At 42.5% G+C, this 24155-nt stretch carries 18 protein-coding genes; all 18 read right to left on the bottom strand.

Annotated features, from left to right (window positions below; all coding sequences use genetic code 11):
• Positions 1-9: 9 nt before the first annotated feature.
• The 18 genes from tssM to C9J47_RS01085 all read right to left on the bottom strand — a co-directional run bounded on the left by tssM (position 10) and on the right by C9J47_RS01085 (position 24022).
• A complete protein-coding gene (tssM, locus tag C9J47_RS01170) occupies positions 10-3465 on the bottom strand; it encodes a type VI secretion system membrane subunit TssM (protein ID WP_107251872.1) in 3456 nt (1151 codons plus the stop codon).
• Between the two features lies 1 nt (position 3466).
• Positions 3467-4609 (bottom strand): type IVB secretion system protein IcmH/DotU, encoded by a 1143-nt coding sequence (gene icmH / locus C9J47_RS01165; protein WP_107251871.1) that lies wholly within the window; start codon positions 4607-4609, stop codon positions 3467-3469.
• A gap of 7 nt (positions 4610-4616) precedes the next feature.
• The gene (tssK, locus tag C9J47_RS01160; protein WP_107251870.1) at positions 4617-5933 is read right to left on the bottom strand and encodes a type VI secretion system baseplate subunit TssK; all 1317 of its coding nucleotides are present in this window, start codon (positions 5931-5933) and stop codon (positions 4617-4619) included.
• Between the two features lie 2 nt (positions 5934-5935).
• A complete protein-coding gene (gene tssJ / locus C9J47_RS01155) occupies positions 5936-6400 on the bottom strand; it encodes a type VI secretion system lipoprotein TssJ (protein WP_107251869.1) in 465 nt (154 codons plus the stop codon).
• Complete coding sequence (locus tag C9J47_RS01150) at positions 6397-7377, bottom strand: type VI secretion system-associated FHA domain protein (protein ID WP_107251868.1); 981 nt, start codon at positions 7375-7377, stop codon at positions 6397-6399. The genes tssJ and C9J47_RS01150 overlap by 4 nt, the downstream gene beginning before the upstream one ends.
• 1 nt (position 7378) lies before the next feature.
• A complete protein-coding gene (locus tag C9J47_RS01145; protein ID WP_107251867.1) occupies positions 7379-8146 on the bottom strand; it encodes a substrate-binding periplasmic protein in 768 nt (255 codons plus the stop codon).
• Positions 8143-9291 (bottom strand): ABC transporter substrate binding protein, encoded by a 1149-nt coding sequence (locus C9J47_RS01140; RefSeq protein ID WP_107251866.1) that lies wholly within the window; start codon positions 9289-9291, stop codon positions 8143-8145. The genes C9J47_RS01145 and C9J47_RS01140 overlap by 4 nt, the downstream gene beginning before the upstream one ends.
• Positions 9288-11486: an MFS transporter gene (locus tag C9J47_RS01135; RefSeq protein WP_107252684.1), complete on the bottom strand. Its 2199-nt coding sequence runs from the start codon at positions 11484-11486 to the stop codon at positions 9288-9290. The genes C9J47_RS01140 and C9J47_RS01135 overlap by 4 nt, the downstream gene beginning before the upstream one ends.
• A gap of 8 nt (positions 11487-11494) precedes the next feature.
• On the bottom strand, positions 11495-12649 hold the full coding sequence (locus tag C9J47_RS01130) for a D-alanine--D-alanine ligase family protein (RefSeq protein ID WP_107251865.1): 1155 nt from the start codon (positions 12647-12649) through the stop codon (positions 11495-11497).
• Between the two features lie 155 nt (positions 12650-12804).
• Positions 12805-15417, bottom strand: a complete 2613-nt coding sequence (gene tssH, locus C9J47_RS01125) for a type VI secretion system ATPase TssH (RefSeq protein WP_107251864.1) — start codon at positions 15415-15417, stop codon at positions 12805-12807.
• Between the two features lie 8 nt (positions 15418-15425).
• Entirely contained in the window at positions 15426-16409 is a 984-nt protein-coding gene (locus C9J47_RS01120; protein ID WP_107251863.1) for a type VI secretion system baseplate subunit TssG, read from the bottom strand.
• A complete protein-coding gene (gene tssF / locus C9J47_RS01115; protein ID WP_107251862.1) occupies positions 16391-18169 on the bottom strand; it encodes a type VI secretion system baseplate subunit TssF in 1779 nt (592 codons plus the stop codon). Before tssF ends, C9J47_RS01120 begins: the two co-directional genes overlap by 19 nt.
• Positions 18162-18587 (bottom strand): type VI secretion system baseplate subunit TssE, encoded by a 426-nt coding sequence (tssE, locus tag C9J47_RS01110; protein ID WP_107251861.1) that lies wholly within the window; start codon positions 18585-18587, stop codon positions 18162-18164. The genes tssF and tssE overlap by 8 nt, the downstream gene beginning before the upstream one ends.
• Positions 18584-19945: a type VI secretion system contractile sheath domain-containing protein gene (locus C9J47_RS01105; RefSeq protein ID WP_107251860.1), complete on the bottom strand. Its 1362-nt coding sequence runs from the start codon at positions 19943-19945 to the stop codon at positions 18584-18586. Before C9J47_RS01105 ends, tssE begins: the two co-directional genes overlap by 4 nt.
• A 48-nt stretch (positions 19946-19993) precedes the next feature.
• The gene (gene tssC, locus C9J47_RS01100) at positions 19994-21472 is read right to left on the bottom strand and encodes a type VI secretion system contractile sheath large subunit (RefSeq protein WP_107251859.1); all 1479 of its coding nucleotides are present in this window, start codon (positions 21470-21472) and stop codon (positions 19994-19996) included.
• Positions 21472-21981, bottom strand: coding sequence for a type VI secretion system contractile sheath small subunit (gene tssB, locus C9J47_RS01095; RefSeq protein WP_107242676.1), 510 nt, complete (start codon positions 21979-21981; stop codon positions 21472-21474). The genes tssC and tssB overlap by 1 nt, the downstream gene beginning before the upstream one ends.
• 74 nt (positions 21982-22055) lie before the next feature.
• Positions 22056-22589 (bottom strand): Hcp family type VI secretion system effector, encoded by a 534-nt coding sequence (locus C9J47_RS01090; RefSeq protein WP_107242675.1) that lies wholly within the window; start codon positions 22587-22589, stop codon positions 22056-22058.
• A gap of 29 nt (positions 22590-22618) precedes the next feature.
• Positions 22619-24022, bottom strand: coding sequence for a type VI secretion system protein TssA (locus tag C9J47_RS01085; RefSeq protein ID WP_107251858.1), 1404 nt, complete (start codon positions 24020-24022; stop codon positions 22619-22621).
• Between the last annotated feature and the right edge of the window lie 133 nt (positions 24023-24155).

Raw genomic sequence — 24155 nt, 5'->3', positions numbered from 1 at the left:
TTTCACCTTTTACAGTTTTGAAGGTAAAGAAAACGAAGTAAACAAAGACTTATCCAATGTTTCATTTGAGTCACGTAAGGTGTAATCAATCACGATGCTGTTATCGTTCAACTTGTAATTCCATTTACGTATAAGGCGAGTCGCAGTTTTACTCGAATTACCATCAAATAAGGCTCTAAAAAGCGCCCATTGGCCGGTATAAGATCGCGTTGCTACTCGGTTCTCGCCTTGATAGAAATTGGTTGTTAGATATCCATCCACCGCAGTAGAAGGCCAAGTAAGATCAGTCCACACTCTTGGTCCATGGCGATAACTAAATACGCTCTCTGACTCGCGAATTTGATACGCCGTTACTGAAGTACTCATAGAGCTTGGGCGGAAGGCAAATTTAAGTGCTAACTCCTGACCTGTTGGGCCAAAAAAAGTTTTACGCAGTTGGCGGGCCTGGCGTAATTGCTTTCTTGTTATTGCACTAATTGGCAGCGTTACCCCATCCACTTCATTGAGTTTTAGAGTTCCGTTATCCCAATACACAAAAGGTTTGAGTAATGTATCGACATACTGATCAATTCGACCTTGAGGTTTAAAGAACTGCACAAAATCATTGAGATCGACTTCTCCTCGACCTTGAACTGAAAACGGAAAACGTCCTTCAACTGCCGCAGCGTAAAATTGATAAACTTGCTCATTCCACTGCTTATTCAAGTAGCCGATACTCCCAGAAACAACCTGCTTCCAAGATTGTTCTGCAATGCTTTTAGTCCACTTAGCTACCTGGCTAGGAGATTGACTTCCCTGACGTTTAAACAATTCGATTGCGTCTTGGCTCCCTTCTGCATGCGCAAGAGAATAAGCATGAAAAACTTTTCCAGGATTGGAACTACTGAGTGCACTATCAAAATAAAGATTGAGTGCATCAAACTCTTTAATCAGTGCATCAATAGGGATTGGGCCCCCTTTCTTTCCTGTACCATTAACGTAATTTGCATAGTTGATAAAAGCTTCATTGACGGCATATGAAGGTTGTAACCTTAGTAGCTTGTCACCTACCGCTCGGTTGATTCTGTCAGCCTTTTTCAGCCCTTTAGCGACTTTCTTTAAGCCAAGCTGAGAAGCAATACGTTTATTACCTTTAGTATCGGGCTGCTCTTCTACCGCCAAGGTCGTATTCACAACCAAGGCACCAAGTACGTCTAAAATAGGGCTGGTTGCTGGCTCACGCGCATTTTTTAATGCATACGCGAAATCAGAACTTGAGCCTAATTTCTTAATATGGATGTTATTCAGGAGATCTTTCCAGTGATAGACATAATCAGAAAAATACAGCCTTTGTATCTGTTTACTTAAATCTGTTATTTCGGTAATTGACGTTCCCGACGAATCGCCTTGAATCGCTTTAAAGTCACTCAGTTGTCTACGAAGTAATTCCGATTTGGCGGTAAGATCAATTTGGCTATAACCTTGCTTTGTGAAAATTTCTGGCACTAAATAACCATGAAAGCCATCAGAAAATTCAAACATTGAGTCAAATTTTTCACCTAACTGGCGGCGAATATCCACTTGTTTGCGGTATTCAGGCAGGCTTTTAATGCGTGCATAAATCAATCGTTCAGGAGATAAGCCATCAAGATTATTCGTCGCAACCGCAATCAGCTCTTTGTTAGGCGCAATACTTCCGCTGTAGTTGCTATTAAATAAGTCTTCAATAAGCACTGATAGTGTATTGATGTCAGTTGATGAAACGTCACCTTGATCTTTTAGATTATCGAGCAAATATGTTTGTATCTCATCCACATCGAGATATTGCTTATCAAAAAGCATTTGGTAATAACGAAGTATTTCAAAGATTTTACTCGGGTTACCCAAGCTAACGTAGACATATAGCTCACTACTAATTAGCTCTTCAAGTTTGGGTAACAAGATAAGATTAAGCTGCTCTTGATAAGTTGTATAAATACGTTCGGCAGTATCGCCTTGCTTAATACTGACTTGCTGGTACCAAGCTTTAGGCGTGATCCCTGCATCAGCCACTACGCGTAATTCATTAAGAATGGCAATCATGTCCGACCAAGAATAGTTACTTTCAAGCCGTTGAATATCACTTACATACAAGCGTAATTGCGTCATTGCATCTGCACGCCACTGCTCGTCTTGATTCCAATTGTCTTTCAGGACTAAGCCGACCATAGAAACCGCAGAAAGCACTAATAACAGTGTGGCGCTGCGCGCTACAAGATAGCCAGCATGACGCCATTCATTCACCCCTACAATGCCCTTTTCAGGCAAAATGACATGGCTAAATAAACGTGATGTAAAGTAACTGCGGCGTCCTGGAGTTTGCTCTCGGGTTAGCAAGGAATTGAACTCAGCACGTTCTGCAACGGTTTGAGTCAATAAATCGAATTCATTTCCCTTTTGACCAGACGAGAGTAAGTAAGAGCCTCGGATCCATACCGCTTCACGCACTCGGTTTTCTCGACCAATATCAGTTAATAATTCTTCAACACGATCAAAAAAGATGCGTAACTGATATGGTAAAGCAATAACAGAACCCGACTTTTCACTGCTTATATTTCTCAAAAGCTCGAACTGTTGAGTCGCCAAAGATTTCAATAACCCTTTACGTAGTTCTTCAAATTTGTACTTATCGAAGCGTTTTGATGTATCGCAAGGGAATGTCACCCCGAATGGATTCTCAACATCACACCCAGAAAAGCTTTCAAAAAATTCGACAAAATCAGCGATGGTATCGGCTTTAGAGAACAGGCAATACACTGGTAATGTGAGGCCCAATAAACCGCTCATAGAGAGCGTCGCTTCTTGATAGTTTGAACTAATTTTTTGACGCTCTTTACGATCACCTTGTAATAAACGATCACAACCGATCACCGCGGCAATACCATTCAAACCTTGTCTAGGGCGATATTTTAATAGTTGCTGCGCGACAATGTTCCACAACGTTTCATCAACGCCTTCACTATCAAAAATACGATGACCAATTTCGATAACGACCGCATGATCGTTGCTCCAAAATTTTAAATACTGTTCACTATCACTATCTTGAAGGTGTTTATCTAGAACAGGTTCTAATCCGTTTTGTTGCAATAGCGCGCTTTTGGCTTCTTTTTCACCACCTAAAACGATATACCAAGGCAAGCTATAAAGGCTGTCGAGCTTATTCGTTCCATGACCACGGATTTTTTTTGTCGCTAATTTAAACAGCTGCTGAATAACTTTAGTATCTTGCTTAAGCAAAATATGTTGTTCATGCACATCTTGATTATCGCGTTGTTTTTGTCTCCATTTATACAGATATACCGCTAGAACGGACAACACAATCACGCTAACCACAGTGATGCTAACCTGTAGCCACAACCACTGTGCTGTTGGTAATAACAGCCATACACATGTGATCCCAGCTAAAAGGGTAATCACCAATAATGTGGTGAGGAATGTCTTAATCATATTACTTCTGCGCTCTTCTAATCGTGGCGTTCAAACCAAAACGAACATTAAGCTCATTTTTCAATTTACGGATCACCGTCAAGTTGTCACCAGCGCGTAAAAATAGCTCGATGCCGTGCTCAGTTTCGCGGGTAAACGCTTCATAACCCGCTTGCTGCAATTCAGCCGACATTCGCACGGCATCGGATGAACGAGTGAAAACGGCTAAGACCACTTCCCATTGGATAACTGCCACTTTGGGTTTCGGTGTTTCATTACTGATCGGATTCAGTTCAACTTGATCGATATCGGCATCGGTACTGATGTAAACGAGATCATGATTTTCACTTTTCAGGCTGACACCAGACATATCGATAGCGCTAAATTGATGCAAAATAGGCTGACTTCGGTTTGAATACCAATACTCAGATGCGCCATAACACATACCTAAACAAAGAAAAACTAAACCCATCATCTTGCCGAAACTGAGCATTCGCCATGGCTGTTTGCCAAGGATCAATTCTGGTGTTTTAGGGATCAGTAATGTGTTTTCAGCGCGGTAATGACGAATGATGCCATACACGTTCGACTTGATTTCGTGCAGCTGATTTTCATCTTCATGACGATAGCGGCCCTTAAAATTAAGCATCAAAAGCACATATTGCAGCTCAAGAAAACCCACTAGTTTGGCGGGTTGTTGGCTCGCTTTATCAAGCAACACAAAAAATGCTTCTCCACCATTACGTTGCGAAAAAACTTTACTCAATAAAGAGTGGTTTTCCCAACGCGCTTGTTCACCCCAAGAGGTATAAAGAATGGCTTCATCAAAAGCTGCGCATAATACAAAGCAGCTTTTCTCGATAATGCTCGGGTGATAGTCAAGATAAAGACCACGCTGACGAAAAGCCACGATGGCATCAAGCACACGTTGCCTAAAGCGTTCGACATCTCTTGGGCTCGTTTGACGAGGCAAAGTAACCAACATACCTAACAGCTCTGTCGCAGCATTGAGTAATGAGCTTTCGTATACGGCAAAGTTCTCAATTAATCGCTCGGTACCGGATAGTTCAGCCGTCAGCGTACTGAGTTCACTTGTATTATGGACAGTTTCAGCCGCTTTACGCTGCACAACTATCGTTGGTTCTTCGTTAAATAATCCAGTCATCGAATGCCTACCTAATCACATGAAACTCGACTTGAATATCGTCAATTCTTTCGTCGATATGCAAGGCGATCGGTTCATCTTTTTTCACTAGCGATTGCCAAAGTTCAGACTTAGTATCGAGCTCAAAATAGGCGGCATCGTTCTTCGATTTCAGTTCCGCTGGAGCGTAAGGCAAATTACGTAAAGAGACGCCAGAAAGTGCATTACGTACCAAGCCTGCAATATCGCTATTGCCCGCAAGCTTCGTTGCCTGAGGAAACTCTTCACTCAAACGAGAAGCGCCAATAATTGACGTTGCCACCAGAATAAAGCGCCCCTCGTTGTATAGGCTTCGATCTTGAACAATCGTGCGCAGTAGCCGACGGCTCGTAAATAGCTGAGTGTCCCATTTGAGGGTGGTTACGTTATCGATTTGAACTTCACGCAACAGCACGAACAACTCAGAAAAGACCGCTGAAAATACGCCATACAGGTCATTTTGATCCCAAGGCATAAACGTTTTTGGCATCTTACCTTCAAGCCCTTGCAGCTGGCCTGCCATTGAGGTGCATTCCAAATACAAATACTTAGTCAGCAACGTTGGATCTTCATTCCATTGCTGCAATTTGGGCATCCAAGCACCCAATGCTTGTAACCATAGGTAATCACGCATTAGAGCTTGGTAGCTCTTACTGCTATGTTCTTTCTGTAACCTTGTTGAAATTGTACGTGCGCGGTATTGCACCTGAGAAAATACATCTGCTACGCAATCTTTTAAGTAATTAGACTGCCCAAAATGCAAGCACTGAGGCACAAATGCTTGATTCAATATCACCGCACCTTCAGACTTATGCTCACTAATATCTGCCACTGCGATCAGGGTATAATCTTGCAGCTCTTGCCCTTCCAATTTGAGTTCAATATTAAGTTCGGCTAACTCTAGTTGTACCGGTTCACTATGTTCTCGACTACTATCAAATACGCGATGCTCAAGAGGCGCGTTTCTTAAACGCTGTCCTTCACCAACATCAACAACACCAGGCATGGAAAGAGGAAGAGCCAGATAGACTTTTTTATGAGCGGTGTTTTTCGGCACATCTAAAACCAGCCCACGTTTAATTTCGAATGGTGTGCCATCAGGAAAAATGCCCTTCGCTTTACGAACAGACACTTTACCAATGTTCAATATTGAACGATCCAGCTCTAACTGAGTAAGACCAAAACATTGCGCCGTCATTTGACCCGCATATTCACGAGTAAAGTTCTCGATGTATCGTTCTTGCTGCTGAAAATGCTGTGGTGAAAGAAACATGCCTTCACTCCAAACCACTTTGTTCTTATCCATAATTATTCCTCTTCACCCGATATAGACAGGTTGATGCCATCTAGCACGATATTGATTGCAGATGAACCCAATACCATGGGTTGATAAATGGCTTTGTTTTTTGCTTCACGATAGTCGGCAAACCCAGCAATAAAGCCGATGTATTTAGTCTCAGAAGCTAAGGGCAAAGTCTCATTTCGCTCTTCACTAGGCAGAAGGCTTGCCAGTTCACGAGTTAACAGAACTTCTGCTTTAAGTACGCCTTGCGCATCGTTATATAATTGAATAAATTCAGCTTGTTCAAACGCTTGGCTGTCACTCAATTGATAGACTCGAATTTCTATCGGTGAGGGTTTACCTTCAACATTCGGATTGATATTGGATGCCGCTTTAATCTTCAAAAACAGCTGAGGGGTAATATCTTCTTGTCCCCAAAAACTACAACCTGAGAGCAATGTAATCATCACGACAATAATCAGTCGGTTCATTGATTTTCTCCTTCCAGGTTTCTTTGCAAGCGCATCGCATCTTGAAAGTACGCATGAAACTTGATTTGCCAATCACGATTGTCCATCTGACGACTAAAATAGCGCTTATACATATCCCAATACTTAGGTTTACTTTGCCAAAAGCGCGGCGCCATTAAGTCATCAAACATAGACTCAAGCCCTTGTGGTGAAATATCCGTCAACAGACGATTAAGAGCCATCTCTAATGCTTTATCCATCTGTTGCTGCATTCGATCTTCACTCGAACGGAATTGAGTCACAGAACGATCTTGTGAAGAAGATGAAATCGGCGGTGAAATATCATTTTTTGAACTGACAAGAAAAGTCGACTGAAAGTCAGACTCGGCTAATGGATCATCATCCAACGCACTGAAATTCATATTAAAATCATTTCGTTGTGTTTTTTTATGTGTAGTAGCAACTTGAAACGGGTCATCTTCAACCACATCAGAATGTCGCATTTCCACTTCAACTGGCTTTTCGCGTGTTGTCGAAATATATGCAGTCGCTTGGGATGCATGAGGCTCGAAACGTTGACCCATATCGAGATCATTACCACTACTAAATGGGTCATCACCAAAGGCACCATTACCCTGAGTAAGCTCATTAAATTCTTGGGCGCGAGCTTGATCGGGAATAAAGCACGACACTAATAATCGGTAACGCCCAACATCAAGTACATCACCATCGTTAAGCACAGATTGGTTACCCTTGCCGAGCGCGTTACTTGATCCATTGATAAACAAGCCGTTGGTGCTCTTGTCTGCTACCTGATAGCCTCGATGTGTTTTGTTGATCACTGCGTGTTTGCTTGATACTTCACGCCTTGCATCACCAAGCTGCATTGTTACTCCGTAAGCGCGGCCAATATCGCCGCCTTCTTCAGGAAATGCTTTGTTCCATTCTGCAATACTTTCACCGTCTGGAGAGCTGATAATTCTTATTGATAATGGCATGTTAGTTCCCCTTACACTGTTGTGTAGCACGGTTAAATTCATCAACAAATTGTGGATATTCTTTTACAAATGACTTTGAAAAATATGCGCCTAACGGTTGCGATTTCACCCGTGTTTTTGAGATCGCTCGATAGCTAATTCCCATCTGTTTAATGGTCTCTTCTATCACTGCGTCATTGCCTAAAATAGCGCCAACTTCCCCTTTTAACATCAGCTCAATCATCGCTTTGGCACTGCGTGGTTTCATCGATGCGCGATAACCATTTTTCTGCAGCCAAAACCATTTGTTTGACCCAAATAGAGCAACGACTTCAACTTGGCTTTTAAACATCGCACTATCAACATCGGTAGCATCAGATAAAGAAAACCAGCTCCAATTTTGTTGTTCAATTTGGTCTGAGTAAATGGCATATTCGTCTCGCTTAACATTATGAGACGCTAAGAAGAACCCATGTTGAGCACCCACCTCTGTCAATAGCTGAGCTCTATCCCAACTTGTCATTGTTATTTGATAAGGCTGTTTCATCGCACGCATTACGCACTTAATTTTGTCTATTCCTGGTCCTTTCATCACACCATTTTCTTGATATTGATAAGGGAACCATTCCTGCGTAGCGAGCAGTAAACGTTCTGGTTTTCCATAAGCGAAAGCCTGTTGTGAATAACTGAACAATCCTAACAAGGCAAAAATGATGACAATGTTACGGTTCAGCCATTTGGCTAAATAAACAGGTAGTGAACATCGAACTAGAGTATGCAAACCAATCATTGAGTTTCTCCCCGCATTGTCATACCCGCAGCGCGAATAGCATTGCCATCTGGGGCATAAAGATCGCTTGCCATTTCGATTAACACGAATGGGATCTGCGCTTTAATTGCTTCAGCTTGCTTAAAGTTAATCGAGATATCAGGGGGCGATAATACGCCCACAGGCAGATCTCGCGGCAAGACGCCATCGCGTAAAATTCTTACCCCATAGAGAGCCGCTTGATGCGCGTTATTCTCAAAGCTGACGCCAACAGACATCAATGCACTTTGCTCTGTGTTGTTCACCGCATCAGGTACGACAGTCAGAAGCGGTATGCCTTCGGCCAATTGATTTATTTCGTCAATTCGGTCCAAAAGGCTTGAGCTGCCTGTTAGCCACAGGATTGATTGGTTTGGATCTAAGAGCTGCATCTGCTTCACTTGGGATTGCATTACCATTTTTAATGAAGAATCCGCTTGGCTTTCATCGACTTCGAAGGCGACGACTTCAATTCCTCGTTTTTGTGCTTCTTTCTTTAACGGTAAATATTGCGTGAGATAAGCACTGGTATTTTTCTTCGCGTACAACACACCAATTTGGCTTAATTCAGGCTTAAATTTAAATAGAAAATTCAGTGTAATGTCCGCAGGAAGGTTCAATGACGTAAACGCAAAGTTGTTATTACTGCTAAGGTAATTATTTGTTAACCCAAGTAAAACCGGATCTTTTGCATTGACTGATACCACCGGTAGTCGCTGACCCGCGTACAAGTCATGCAGTTGTACGGTTGCTTTAGAACCAACGGTATAAATCAAATCGGCCTTACTTTCCGCCAATTTTGTCCATCGAATAATGGCATCATCTGTTGCAGGAAGCAGGAATACTCGAAAGGTCGCATTACCAAGCTCTCGTCTAAAGACATTGAGCATGGTGGCTAATGCCGTGTCATACGAATTGGCTTTACGTGAAACCAATACCCACACTTTCGGATATTTATTACGCGGAATAAAATCGACATATTGCTCGTTAGTTGTCGCTTCCCACGCGAGTTGGGTCGACACCTCTAAATCAGCACCTAACCAGTCGGGAATATCAGCCGATACAGGGAAAGATATCAACGGCAACACAAGCACACTTAACATCGACATTAGAAGGCGAATTCTCATGCGCTGGCTCCTTGCTTGCTTGGTCGGTCAAATAACCAAAGCGAACCACTCGCCACTAAGAAAAAAACACTTAGCACCCAAAATGTTGCACTGTTACCGACAAGCATCAAAAGTTGCCCGACCACTATTGCGCCTAATACATGACCGAGTCTTTCTAAAAATCGATACGTGGTCGCAACCATGTTGGCATCATTATCACTGGTGGTATTCACAACATGGGTGACGACGGGGGCGTTTACAAAACCGTGAGCTAACCCCATAACCAGCATTGATCCTGTCGCGATTAGCACTGCGTAAGCACTATCTTGTACTAAGAAGACGGTGCTAAGCATAGCCAGAGAGATAGACGCAATAAGATTACCAAGACACAACGCCCATTTAGTTGAACCAATGCGGTCAATCATCGGGGCAACTTTGCCACTAACAAACAAAACAGCGAAAGCATAAGCCATTAATACTTGGCCAATGCTCTCTTTCGTCACGCCTTTTTCGCTAAGTAAAATAGGCACAGCAAAAAACACTACGCCAGTCAGCATCATCTTGGTTGGAATACCGACCAACACCATGGTGCGTATAAACGAAGGGACACGAAGTAAAGCAGCACACCCACTTAACATCGACTGAAGAGAGTCACGTAGACTTCCACTCACCTGCTTATTAGGAACCATCGAAGGTAACACCATGCTAAACACAAACATCAAACCACCGACCAATGCCGACAATAAGAAGATTCCGTTGATACCAAGCGCATCCGCTAACAAAGCGCCAATACCTGCTCCAGAAATAAAGCCCGCATTAAAACAAAACACAATGATTCCGGCGGCTTGAGTTTTATTGGTTTTATCGCTAAATCGTAAAATATACGCTTGAATCGCCACAAAAATCGTTGCCTGACCGACGCCTGAAATAAAGCGAGCAAGCAAAATAAGCGCTAAGTACTCCTCGTACATTAACAACAAGCAGCCAAAGCTAGATAGCACGATGCCACTCGCTAATACGCGGCGAATATCAAATTGCTCCACCAATCTCGACACTGGTAGTAGAGAGCAAGCAAAGCCCACAAAGTACAGAGTAAAGAAATAAGAAGTCCAACCCGCATCTAAGCCATTTGCTAGCGCTACATCCGCCAGATATTGAGGTAATACTGGAGCCATTAACGACTCCATTAATACCGTCACTAACAGTAATGGCTTCACTTGTGCCAATACCACTTCCGCCTGACTGTCATTATCTGAACGGCTGAGTAGTCGGATAAAAGCAAAACAGATAAACGCACACCCAGCAAAAAGAATCGCAAAGTTCTTCAGAATATTAATCAGCTGAGACAACAACACCTTAGGATGAAATGAGATCGTTACTTGATTACCCATCGAATCTGAAATAGGGAATTGAGCTACGCTCTCAGCTCCCATCATTTCACCTTCAGTGGCGCTACGAGCAATAACCAGAGATTGGTGCTCGACAGTAATACTGGAGACTTCATCATTCGCCTGGCGGAAACTTGCCAACATCTCGTCCATGCCGCTCACTCGTTCAGGATCGATACCGAGATTAAGCACAGGGGATAAACGATGAGTAACAATACTAGCCATTGAATTGGCTTTATTTTCTAAGCCTGATTTATATAAAGCCCCTACCATCAAAATGACGCTGAACGACATCGCGATGAAAACGACACCAAACGCTGTAAAATAGATTTTTGCTTGTTGGCTTTGCAGAACCATAAAGACAAATAATGCGACTGAAATAGCAATTAACCATGCCATCGGAGCAAAACTTTCGTTGATGGCTTTTGTCACTTCCACGTCACTGAGTAAAACCTCTAGCGAGCCCACCTGAGTAAACTTATTACGCAGTGGTATCGATATTCGACTGGCCTCAAAATCATCGGTGGTATAACGATAGAGCTCTTGCTGACCAGAGATAACGCGAATATCTACCACGGAACGATCCGCATCGACAATCGGCGACAGTACTTTCTCTAACCCAGCAATATCTTGTAGGGGGACGCCAGAACTTAAGATTTGTTCTAAACCAATTCGCGCTGCTTCTGTTTGTGCCAATACGGCGTCGCGGCTTTGTTGTTGGTAACCTTTCAATGCTTGCGCATAACCAACCACAAAAATAAGCGATAACGAAACGAGAACCAATAAAGCCCCTAAAATCAATCGGCTATGTTGTCTTACAGTCTGCAAACTCACGTTTAAACGCCAGCCATTTGATCAAACTGTAGGTTAAAACAGTGTTTGAGCGCCATTGGACGTTTCGACTTTAAAAATGACAAACGATTGAAAACCAATGATTGAATAAGATCAGAGTAATTCATCCCTTCGCGCGCCAAATCATGACAGACTAAGCTAACCTTACTGCCTTCAGGTCGTTTAAGATCAGGTTTAGGGTTGGTTTCTAGAACATACAAATTGCCGACTTCGTCCATACGTAAATCGACGCGTACTAATGTTTGTAATCCCAATTGACGATAAATTTTTTGTCCAATTTCCGCTAACTGTGCGCGTAAAACGGGCTCATTGACCGCCACTAAGCGATCTTGAGTAATGGGTTTTACATCCATAGAAGTAAAAATAGGTTCGTCAGCTTCTAATATGCGCTCTGTAATTGAGAAGGCTAATGGGGTTGTCGATTGAGTTAATTCGCCATTTTTAAAGATATATTCCCCAGCAACAGCAACCACAAACTCTCTACCAGGCAGGAATGGTTCGATCATCACGATGTTATTAGTCGCGTTTTGCACCTTGCTTACGACTGCTTTAAGATCTGCGCGATCGAATACAGGATAAACGTGTATTGAAGCACGGCCAGAAACGGGTTTAACCACAAATCCACGCGGGAAACTACTCGCAATATCATCAAGTGCTTGCTGGTTACTTTCGCTGTCAAAATCTTCATCAATGCCGATAGTAATAAATGGTGCTGTTGGCAGGCCTGCCGCTTTAATTTCATGTTTAAACAGGTGTTTATTATCTAGAATGCCGGCAGTCATTGGCGAATGACCGACATAAGGTACACCTAACATTTCTAATGTTGACGGTAAGTGGCACATAGCATCAAAACCTTGCAGTCCACCACTATTAGTGATCACTAAATCGATTTTTTTACTTTCTAGTAGCTTAGCTAAGTGAATGTCTTCCGCTAATACTTCGACTGAATCAAAGCCAGATTCACGTAACGCATTGGCGATATCATGGGCTACAGGTGCATAAGTCTTCGTCGAACGAGGGCTCAAATTCTCAAAAATATAGCTTTGTGTTTGCGACTTATCACCACCGTGAATCACTGCAATCTTAAGGTTATTGCGGATCCACTCTAACTGAGTGAGTGAAAATACTTCGTTTTGCATTTTATTTACCTACAACAAGCGCCATTCAAAGACCAAAATTGCTAAAGCAAGTGAATAGTCGAATAGCAAAAAAAGTTATCTTTATAATCGTTATAAATGGCAGACCACTTACGGCCCCATCCATCTCGTATCACTCATTGCTAGAGTGACTGTATTTACTCAATATCTATTTGGAACTGATGATTCTCGATACTGATATTGACTGAATTGATAAGTTCACCTTGGCTCATTTTTACAATGCACTGATTTGCGAGTTCAGGCATAAGCTGTCGATTGATCAACTGTTCAATCGCACGAGCACCAGTTTCCGGTGATTGATTCATCGAGATTAATAAATCAATGACTTGTGGTTCGTAAGTAAACGTCGCGTTGTAATGAGCAGTCACACGCTTCTCTATTCGTCGAAGTGATAATTGCGCGATTTTCGCCATCTCTTCATCATCAAGAGGAAAATAAGGAACAATCGTCGCGCGACCTAAGAACGCCGGTTTAAAGAAACGCTGTAATTCAGGGAAGATTGCTTGCGTGAGTTCAGGAACTGCAGGTCTTTCATTTACACAAGCGTTAACGACTGCACTGTCTGCTGCGTTCGATGTCATGATGATAATGGTGTTACGAAAATCAACATTTCGACCTTCGCTATCAGAGATAGAACCCTTATCGAAAATTTGATAGAAAATATCGTGAACACCTGGATGTGCTTTTTCCATTTCATCAAGCAGCAGAACTGAGTAAGGATTTTTACGCACGGCTTCTGTTAATACGCCGCCTTTGCCATAGCCAACGTAACCTGCAGGAGAACCTAGCAGCATCGAAACTTTGTGTTCTTCTTTAAATTCAGTCATGTTGATGGTGGTAATATTGCGTTCACCACCATATAGAATGTCGGTTAACGCCAAAGCGGTTTCAGTTTTACCCACTCCACTCGGCCCGCACATCAGGAATACGCCAACAGGTTTACGAGGATCGGTTAAGCCAGCACGAGACATACGAATCGCTTGAGATATTTCGGCAATAGGCGTGACTTGACCAATCACACGTTCACCAATGTGGCTTTCAAGGTGCATGAGGCAATCCACTTCTTCAGCCAGCATGTTACCAACAGGAACACCGGTCCAAAGTGCAATCACTTCAGCAATTGTTTGTTGCGATACTTGTGGTAACACCAATGGCTGCTCGCCTTGAATGTTACGTAGTTCCGCCATTTTTTCGGCTAAAAGGGCTTTACTCGGGTGCAAAGCGATGTCGTTTCCTTCAACGTACAGCCCATCAAGTTCATTTTGCAGCTCAATGATATGCTCAACTAACTGCTTCTCTTGATCCCAGCGACCAGCTAACCCTTCTCGACGCTGCTCTAGTTCTACTAAATGGGTCTGCGCAATATCAATGCGACCATCTTCAATCGACCATAAAGCCGCTTCATGAAGTAAGGTCTCGATCTCATTTCTGGTGTATTGAATTTGCTCTTCAATCGCATCCAGTAGGCTTGGGGTTGCACTTTGGCTTAAACCAATCCGTGAACACGCAGTGTCTAACAGACTAATGGCTTTATCAGGGAGCTTTCTTTCCGGCAGATAACGAACAGAGAGAGATACCGCGGCATCAATGGCTTCTTGCATCACCTTCACATTGTGATGTTTTTCTAAGCTCTTTTTAACGCCACGTAACATATGTACTGCGTTATTTTCGCTAGGTTCATTAATGGCAACGACTTGAAAACGGCGAGTCAACGCAGCATCAGATTCAAAATATTGCTTATATTCAGCCCAAGTTGTAGCAGCAAGTGAACGAAATTCACCACGCGCAAGAGCTGGTTTTAGAATGTTCGCAGCATCATTTTGTCCGGCTGCGCCACCAGCTCCAATGAGGGTATGAGCTTCATCAATAAACATGATGATTGGCGTTGTTGATTGCTTAATTTCATTGATAACGTCTTTCAAGCGGTTTTCAAACTCACCCTTTATGCTTGCGCCGGCTTGTAAAAGTGACAGATCAAGGCTTCTTAGCTCTACATTTTGCAACGCAGGCGGCACGTTGCCGTCGACAATTTGTTGCGCTAGCCCTTCCACGATAGCCGTTTTTCCAACCCCTGGATCGCCAACTAAAATCGGGCTATTTTGACGACGACGACACAAGATATCGATAGACTTGCGAATTTCGTCACCACGGCCAGAAATAGGATCTAGCTGACCATTTCGAGCTGCCTCGGTTAAATTTTGCGAGTACTTATCCAGCGCTGGCGTGCCTGCGGCGTTAAGTGATGGCTCCATGCTTTGGGCCGACGTCGACTCAAGGTTACTGGGGGTTGTAGCGACCTTCGCTTGAGTTTTTAGCCACTCAGACGATAGTACTTTTAGCCATTGGCTTAATGGCCCACTATAAGCACCTTGTCCAATGCGTTGCTTGAGAACCAACAGTAGGTGATATTCATTTACCATTAATTGAGCGTGATTGAGCGAGGCGATCATCCACGCGTCTTTAATCATTTCGACTAACTGTGGCGATAGAGCGGGTGATGCATCATTACCACGACCTAATGTAGATAAGCTGTCTTGTAACTGCTCAATTAGGCGCTCTTTCGCTATCGCAGCTTTATCTACTGCAGCAGACCAACCTTGAGATGGCTGTTGTAACAATTGAATGAACCAATGTTCTAATTCAATTGCATAATGCCCTTGTTTTACACAATCGCCAGCAGCAGACTCTAACGATGCCTTCACGTTTGGTGCAAGTCGCTTTACCAGACTTTGTAATTCAATATTTATCATTATTTGTCCTAACTGATCGTGAGTGGCATATCTACATATCGCTTTTTGTTTTCTCGGCTATTCATCCAAGCCGACTGCCCTATCCTTACCCCTTTCTCCGCAATGCTCGTAAGCTTTACTCGGGGTAAATACTGGCTATTTACGCTCATGTATAAGTTGTATTTGATGTTGATACCCATGTAACTGCGCACTAAATGATCAATAGCTTTGATCATTTTCCTATCTTGGCGGATAGCCAAATAGTGGCGATAATCTTTCGGGCGAATTTTTATACTCAGTTTTTGACCTAACATTGGCGTCGTTTTCCCCAACAACGCTCCCATCCCCAGTCGTGTATTCTGACCAGACTTCCCTAACTTACTTAACGAACATGGTGTCAACGGCTGATACTCAAGTTCGCTATGATCAATTTGAAACTCCGCTTCAAAATAGTCTTCTAGCAGTGCCTTCATCGAGATAGGACAAGTGAGCTTCAACCCAAGCAATCCGGTGTACTGAACAAGATGCTGTTGCGGTAAAAACTCACTATTCTCAGCCACACCACATAAGCTCGCCAACATGGACGTCAGCGAGTGTTGATGACGATTCCAAGCAAACGTTTCTTCTTCCATTTGACTGGTTAAGTCGTGCTTCAACTGCGCTTGGCAATAGAGGCGAAAATAGCGATTATTGAATGTGTCAAAAAACTCAACCGCCGCTTCATTACCTAAATCAAATTTGGTTACTAGCGCCTGTTGATACATAGAACGAGGCATGCTGGCTTGGCTACCAGAAAGACCAGGTAGAGAAGTCTTCACCACATAATGATTAGCGCGATCCGCATATACTTGCGTAACTTGGCTATGATAATGAGCTGGTAGCTGCTCAACACTGAACCTAACATTAGGACGAACACCTAAATGATCCGCCTTGTGCTTGAACCATTGCCATACCCGCTCAAGATCCGAACGATTTTGCATCGCATCAAAACGCACTAGAGGAGACTCTTGCATCCGGTTCTCCTCGGGAAGGCGATATACAGCGCATCTTGGCCTTCAAATTTGATATCCACTTGAGTAAAGCTGTTAAAGCCCGCAAAGAAAGCAAAAAAGTGATCAAGTAGATGGCTAAACATGGTAATTCCGCCGTTAACATTGGTCGGATCGAGTGTCACTGTAATTTTTGTTCCATAAGCAAAACACGTTCGACCTGAAACTCGGATCGGCGCCACCACTTGCTCTTGATCTATTGCAACTAAAGATTCGATATAGAGCTGGTTTTGTGAACTGTGGTTGTGGTTATACAGTTCAAATACATTTTTTAAGGTCGATTTTGGATCGTCACTGCCCAGAATGGCGTGATAATTAAAGTGAAGATGGCACAATAATGACCACACATTAGTACTGCTATCCTTACTGCGAATGGGCAACGAAGGGCGACGAAGCAAGCTCATCTCAGCTGGGATCGTGATCGATTCCATACACTCGACTGAACTATTTATCGGCAAAGAGCCCACTCTGCTGCCGTTGGTCACTGTCGCATTAACTAGCCAAGTCTGTTTTTCATTTTTTAGGCTGCTATGTTCAAGATCGGCAACCTTCAATGCACTTTCTAGCTCGCCGCTTTCATGTAACTTTTGCACTAACTGCCAGCGTAAACCGCTTTGTGAACCACTGTATTTTTCGCCGTATATTTGCGGGATAGTGACGAGATCAGACGTTGTAACGTCGATAACTTCATCTATTGAAAAAAGCTCTAAGTCTTGAACTTGTGTCGCATCAAGAACTATCGGATAGTCTTTTTGTAAAAAATCTATTTCAACAGGATCTGCTACCATGTGATGCAAGTTAACGATCGGGGTTGAAAACAGAGAAAAGTGCTCCGTAGATAGGCTTCGTGCAACATCGACACTTAATTCATCAACGTAAATTTGCAGGGTAAAACGGTTACTCACACACTCCTTTAATGCCTGATTAAGCTGCACGGTAAAACCATTGAACCGGTCTGAAAATACAAAAAATTCAGTCAATAATTTAAAACCACCGAAGCTGGCAGCCTGATAAGGCAATATCGTGTCATCCACATCAAAGCCAATAGGTTGGATTGATTGCTTACCCAGAATATGAGTACTCTTTTGGGTTCGAATACAAACTTGAGAAGTACCATGAACCAATAAGTCATACAGTTTTAGAGCAAAACTGCTTTCACCTTTTAGATTCAAGTTAAGGCTTTCCATCGCCAGTAAAGAAATATCAATGCCTTCATCGACTGCTGAAATAGTGATTTCAATCAAAGCCTTTGCTTGTTCGGCCCCTGCTGGCTTTACCGTTTCAAATGGTGCGAATGCGACCTTTACGGTTTCAATTTCGACTGGAAATAAATCAACATCTTTGGTGGTACGAAACAGTGCTTTATTACTAGTATCACCAATTTCGAATTCTGTGCCTGCCGGAATACTATGTGTTGCGCTGGCGTCGCTAGTCACATCAAAATTGAGCACACTGTATGATGGAACTGGGCGTAAATAGTGTGGAAAGAGCAAGCGAATTAAACTATCTGTTAATTCAGGGAACGACTCATCTAATCGCTTTTGTAAACGACCATTTAACAGAGCCACACTTTCGATTAAGCGCGTTATTTGTGGATCGTCAACACCATCCTTTGTAATACCTAAAGCGCGAGCAGAACTAGGGTGACGATCTGCAAACTGAGTTGCTTCGCCACGAATAAAACTCAACTCTTGTTCAAAGTATTGCAGCAATGAATCAGACAAGGTTCGACTTCCTTACATCAAGTTTATTTCGACTAAAATCTAGCAAAGAGTCCAGAACAATGGCTTCATCACCTTGCTGTGAGTGCATAATCGCGGAAATTCGAAATTGCAGTTGATTACTTCCTACTGATTGTTCATTAAGTTCAATATCGACCTGAGCCAACCGTGGTTCATATAAACGGATCAGTTCAGCGATATCAGCAACCAACACATCACTATTTGATTTGCTTTGTGAACGAGTGGTATTGCTTAGACCTATATGCACGATCGAACCTTCTACTAGATTTGCTTCGCCTTCAACAGAAGACCAAATCGGAGCTCGACTAGAAATCAGTGCACATACATTTTCTATAATGGCATCTCGCAGCCCATCAATATCGTCCTGCCAGCTACCATCAAGTTTTGCCATCAGGCTCATGCCGACTCTCCAACTTCTTGGCTCGATACTGACGCTTTAAGTACGACTTGCGCGTCCATCATTTCATACTGGTATTGAGGCTGAAGCATGATCTGACATTGGTACCTTGTGTTGTCTCGTGGATCTTGCTCAATACGAACTTCACAGGCTTTTAGCGGAAATCGCGCCATAATAGAGTCTTCACCATAGTCAACTTCGCTGATGTAATTCTGCAACCAACGCTCTAAACTTCGCTTACAATCTTCTGCACTGTCGTAACGCCCAACCTGATCACGAATTTGAGCTTTTATATAGTGACCGAATCGGCATGCCATTAAATTGGTTTGCAACATACCAAGCATTCGCTCCGTATCATTTTTAGCTTTCCAAACAGACTGATTGCTAAAGAATCCTTTTTGTTCGGTGAGATACAAGCTCGACAAAGGGACAAAACCTTGTTCAGCCCAAAAACCATCGTCTTCGGCATAGATATCAACCTTGCCGCACAAGGGCTGATCCATTTGAGCAATCGCACCATATAAACCCGTTTCGTTATATGAACGTAAAAAACCAAACCAACTAATTCGATCAAATTCACGAATAACATTCATCGCTAACAAGTACGCACTATTGCCCCACAACGAATGCTGCCTAGTGTTTGGCTGGTTATAAATAAAACCAGCCACACAATGATGATAAGGTTCGCGTTGCAAATATTCAGGCAGAGCAAGATGCAAAAAACGTGATGCTGGGTTATCACGTAATAGTTGCCATGAAATAAAATCACGGCTGTCTAAAATACGCTTAGCACGTGAGCTATCGTGTAATTGGCGATTGATATCATCACCAAAAAAATCTTCATCAACACCTAATACCACCGGGCATAACGAGCGTTCGGCCAACTCAGCTAACAGCTGTAATGTGTAAAGATCATCATACTCACCGTCGTCGCCATAATCAGATGTAACGCGGTGATCGACTACCACCATTCCATATGGCGTTCCGCCTGCGGTATCAAACTCATTGGAATACAACTTCTTAAACAGTGCCGTCTGTTTTATATCGAAGGAGTAATTGAGATCGTTAGAGACCATTTTCCAGCTAAAATCGAGAAGGCGGATCTTTATGCGGCGATTCGATACAGGCAGATGTGTCAACGTCTGCAACCCTAACCAACTTGATTCCAGTTGCTTAAAATGTGGATGAATCATCACCTCATTGAGTTGTTGGCTAATTAAGTCATCTAAGCTTGCTATTACTTGAATTAATAAAGCTTTGAATTGAACAGTCGCCTCGCCTTGAGCAAGCTTTAATAGCTTCTGCCACGGTAAATCAGCAGATAGAAGGGGGGACACTGTTGTTTTATTATGAGTTTTCATCGACTGTCCAATTCAAAGCTATCCGGAGATTTTCATCTCCGAATCGGGTTAACCCGGAATGTTTGCAACCATGCGTAGCGAGGTCGATAACTCTTCCATTTGTAACCAAGGACGAAGGTATGCAACCGCTGAATATGCACCAGGTCGCCCTGCTTGCTCTTCAACTGTCACTTTTGCTTCTACAAGCGGGTGATGTGCTTTCGCATCATTACCGATTGCATTTGGGTTCACGTATTGATGAATCCATGTGTTGAGATCTTTCTCTACATCGCTTGGATCTAGGTTTGAACCAATACGATCACGGCCCATTACTTTTAGGTATTGAGCAATACGGCTACTCGCCATCGTGTAAGGAAGACGTGCTGAAATTGCCGCATTAGCAGTCGCATCAGGATCAACATATGTCTTCGGTTTATGTGTCGTCTGTGCGCCCATAAATACCGCGAAATTGGTATTTTTATAATGAACTAGAGGAAGGAAACCAAGGTCACTTAGCTCTTTTTCACGTTCATCCGTTAGGTTCACTTCAGTAGGACACTGCTGAATTAAATCACCAGCATTTGAGTAATGAGTAAAATTAGGTAAGTTCTGAACTTTACCGCCATTCTCTGTTCCACGAATTGCAGTACACCAACCGTACTGTGTGTACGCTTGAGTCATTAGAAGACCGAATTCATAAGCAGCATTGCTCCATACAAAATCTGAATCATCCTCTACAATTTGTTGACCATTATCGCGCGTATTTAGCTCTTCGAATTCGAATGACTTAACGGGTACTGTGGCCGCACCATAGGGTTGGCGAGCCATTGTCTTTGGCAGTGTTAATGCCACGTAGCGAGAATCGTCACTTTCACGGAAAGCGTTCCAACTCGCATAAGCTGGAGAATCAAAACCAGCTGCGACAGGCTTGCCATCTGCAAATCTTGCAAATGAGCTGAAATCAAACATGCTTGCGTTTGCAGCCGCAATAAATGGTGAATGTGAAGCCGAAGCCACTTCGCCCATATAACGCATCAATGCAACGTCTTCATCACCGTAACCAAATTCGTAGTCACCAATTAAAGCACCGTACGGTTGACCACCAGCAGTACCAAATTCTTCTTGGTAAACCATGGTAAAGAAACGGCTACGATCGATTGCTGGTGCATCTTCGAATTGCTCAAGCAGTTCATCTTTTGTGTAATCAGCCAATTTGATCTTTAAATCAGGACCAAGTTCGCTATTTTTTACTAATTTTTGTAGACCAAGCCATGTTCCTTCCAATTTTTGGAAGTCGCTATTTTTCATTACGATCGACAGCTGTTGCGAGATCTTGCTATCAATAGCGCTGATGGCCTTTTCAATCGTTAACGTTAGATTGTTATCCCACGTTACCGTACCTTCAAGAGCTTGAGAGGTTAAAATACCCAGCAATTCTTTGGTTGTATCTACAGGTGTTTGTGCTGTTGCTGTTATGGCTCGATCCAAAAAGCTCGCTGTTTCAGTCTCAACATTCGCTTGTTCGAGAGTTTGTTGTTCAGTAGACATTATTCTGCTCCCTCGTTGTTGAGCCCTAACTCTTCAGCTAAACCTTGAATTGCGTCCGTACTTTGCAGCACTTCTTTCAATAGTTTTTCTAAATCACGAGAACGGTCAGCTTTGCTTAAAAGCACTTTCAACTGATTACGTGTTTCAACCAACTGTTTTAGTGGATCAATTTGCTCAACCAATTTCTCAGGATGGAAGTCTTTCATTGAGCGGAAGCTCATGCTGACTTCAAATTGACTGTCATCATTCGCTAGCTTGTTATCGACTTTATAAGAAAGCGTTGGATGAATCTGTTCCATTACCGTATCGAAGTTATCTTTATCAACGCCAGTAAATTCACGTTCTTCCAATTCCACTTTGTCCGCTTCAGGCTTATGCCCTGAAAAGTCACCAATAACACCGACGACAAAAGGCAACTCTTTGGTTTCTACTGCGCCATTTGTTTCAACATCATAAGTGATGCTGACACGGTTTTTGCTCACACGTTTGTGCTGTGAATTTAATGCCATAGATAGGTCCTAATAGATCATTTTATGATCGTAATTAAGTGCCCTACCTAAGGTAAGACACCTAGTAATAATTATTACTTCGCGCCAGACGTCATTTTGCCAATAGGTAGGTTGTAAGTCACAATCCCACCAGAAACCATGTCACCGCCGTCTTTCTCATAATTATGTTTTTGAGAAATTTCGATGTAAGAAAGAGCTAAACTTTCGTACGGTTGAGAACCATCAGAGCCACTTACGTTGTAAGAGACTAAGCGCGCTTTCGTTAGTTTAATTTGGAAATATACTTCTGCACCTTGACCATCATGCTGAGGCTTGGTAAATGCAATTTCGACTGTTTTCCCTTCTTTACCAGGGTTAAATAGGTAAGAAAGTAGATCTTCTGATGCACCGTCAACTTGCTTAGAAACGTTAACTTCACTCATCGCAACCATGCCTGAATCGGCGTTGTTACTATTACCGATATCCATAGCTACATTACGTACCGCTCCCCAAGAATATGAAGAGATTGCAAACCAACCCTCATCTTTCCCTTCTAAAGCTTTAACATCAGTAATTGTCGCGCCACCTTTTACATCTAGGCCTTCAACGCGCATGTATATACTTGCCATGATCATTCTTCCTTATTAGTGAGAGCCCTTTACCAATCTAGTGCTGTTGTATTAGATTGTGCTCGGACTTCATTCTTTCTTGGTAATTGAGTATCAGCAGTGGAAGCCTCTGATACGAAGTTTTCAGTTTTTACAGGTTCCATTTTTACAGGAGTCACGTTTGGTGAAGAGGCTGTAAAAGCTGAAGGTTTTTTAATGTCGACATTGGGTACCTCTACATCCGGCAGCAAAACCTGATCAAGATGGTTCAACCCTGCGGCATTAAAAATTTTATTCAAACTGGTCCCATCTTGCTCTTCCATCATTTCTTGCAGCAATTCAGGTAGCGGTAAGTATCCCCAACGGATCGCCTTTTCGAGTAAAAAGGAGACAGGGCTATGAGGTTCGCTTTGACGAAAATAGTCCGAGACTTCGCGCAGTAAATGAAACGCTAAATCACGATTCATGCGGTTGTTTGAAGCTGTTTCAGCAAGATTACTTGAACTTAAAATTAATGCGTTTTGCTCAGAATTCATTAGCCCCTCCTGATCACTCGCATGCACCGAAGGTTGCGCCTCTAGCTGAGTAACCTCATTATTTACATTGGTATCTTGGTTCTCTTGAGCTATCGCGCTCTTTTTCGGCTCATATTTCATATTGGTCAATTGCTGCAAAGCGCAATCATATTTAGTGAATAAACTTTTCAGAAAACCAAAATTGGGAGCACTTACGCCAGAGGATTGAGTATGGGATAAGGTCGTTTTTCTTAAACGTTCTAATTCAGTTAAGCATCGATGAATATTTTCAAGCTTTTGAAGTACAGCAGCACGCTCATGCGCAACATTAGATGATACTTGCTGTTTTAATTGGCTAATTAGACCTTTTTGCTCTGAACTCTGATATTCAAAAAATGTAACGCCACCAACCAAAGGCTGTAAAAGTAATGGGGCATAAACCAGACTACTTTGTTCGCTGTCACCAACCATTTGAAAAAATGCTTTAACTTTCGCTTGTGTTTGCTCTGCAACTTGCCCTGCTTCGGTATCACTTTTTAATTTTTCTGTCGCAACAACCGGATTTAGCGATGTCCATTGATGCTCAACCAAATCAGCAAGCCAATTCAGCGTATTTGCAGCACCATTTAATGATGAGTCGAGTAATATTTGTGATGTGAAAAACCAACCTATGAGTTCAATATCTCGACTAACATTCGAAAAACATCCAAACAAAGACTCTGACAACATAAGCCAATTTTGGTGATTTTCTTCTGTCAGTCCATCAAGATCTTCGAGACTCGGGTTTTGGCTTAATTTACGTAGCGACGTTTGCGCAACATTAAATTCGTTACGTAATGGACGGAAGGAATTTTTATTATTTTTTAAATATTCCCCACACGGCAAGTTTTCAGATATAGGCTCGATTAGCAGTGAAACATTTTTTAAAGAAAGCAGCATTTCAATCCAAATTTGATTTAATTTTTTAGTTTTATAAGTTCACTTTCATATAAAAAACGCACCAGAAAGTTGACACTTAAATATTGAAGTGCCCATTCAATCGCGATAAAATTGATTGCATAATAAATCTAAC

Origin of the sequence: Photobacterium indicum (genome assembly GCF_003026215.1) — a bacterium.
Taxonomy (GTDB): Bacteria; Pseudomonadota; Gammaproteobacteria; order Enterobacterales; family Vibrionaceae; genus Photobacterium; species Photobacterium indicum.
This window is presented reverse-complemented; position numbering and strand designations above follow the sequence as displayed.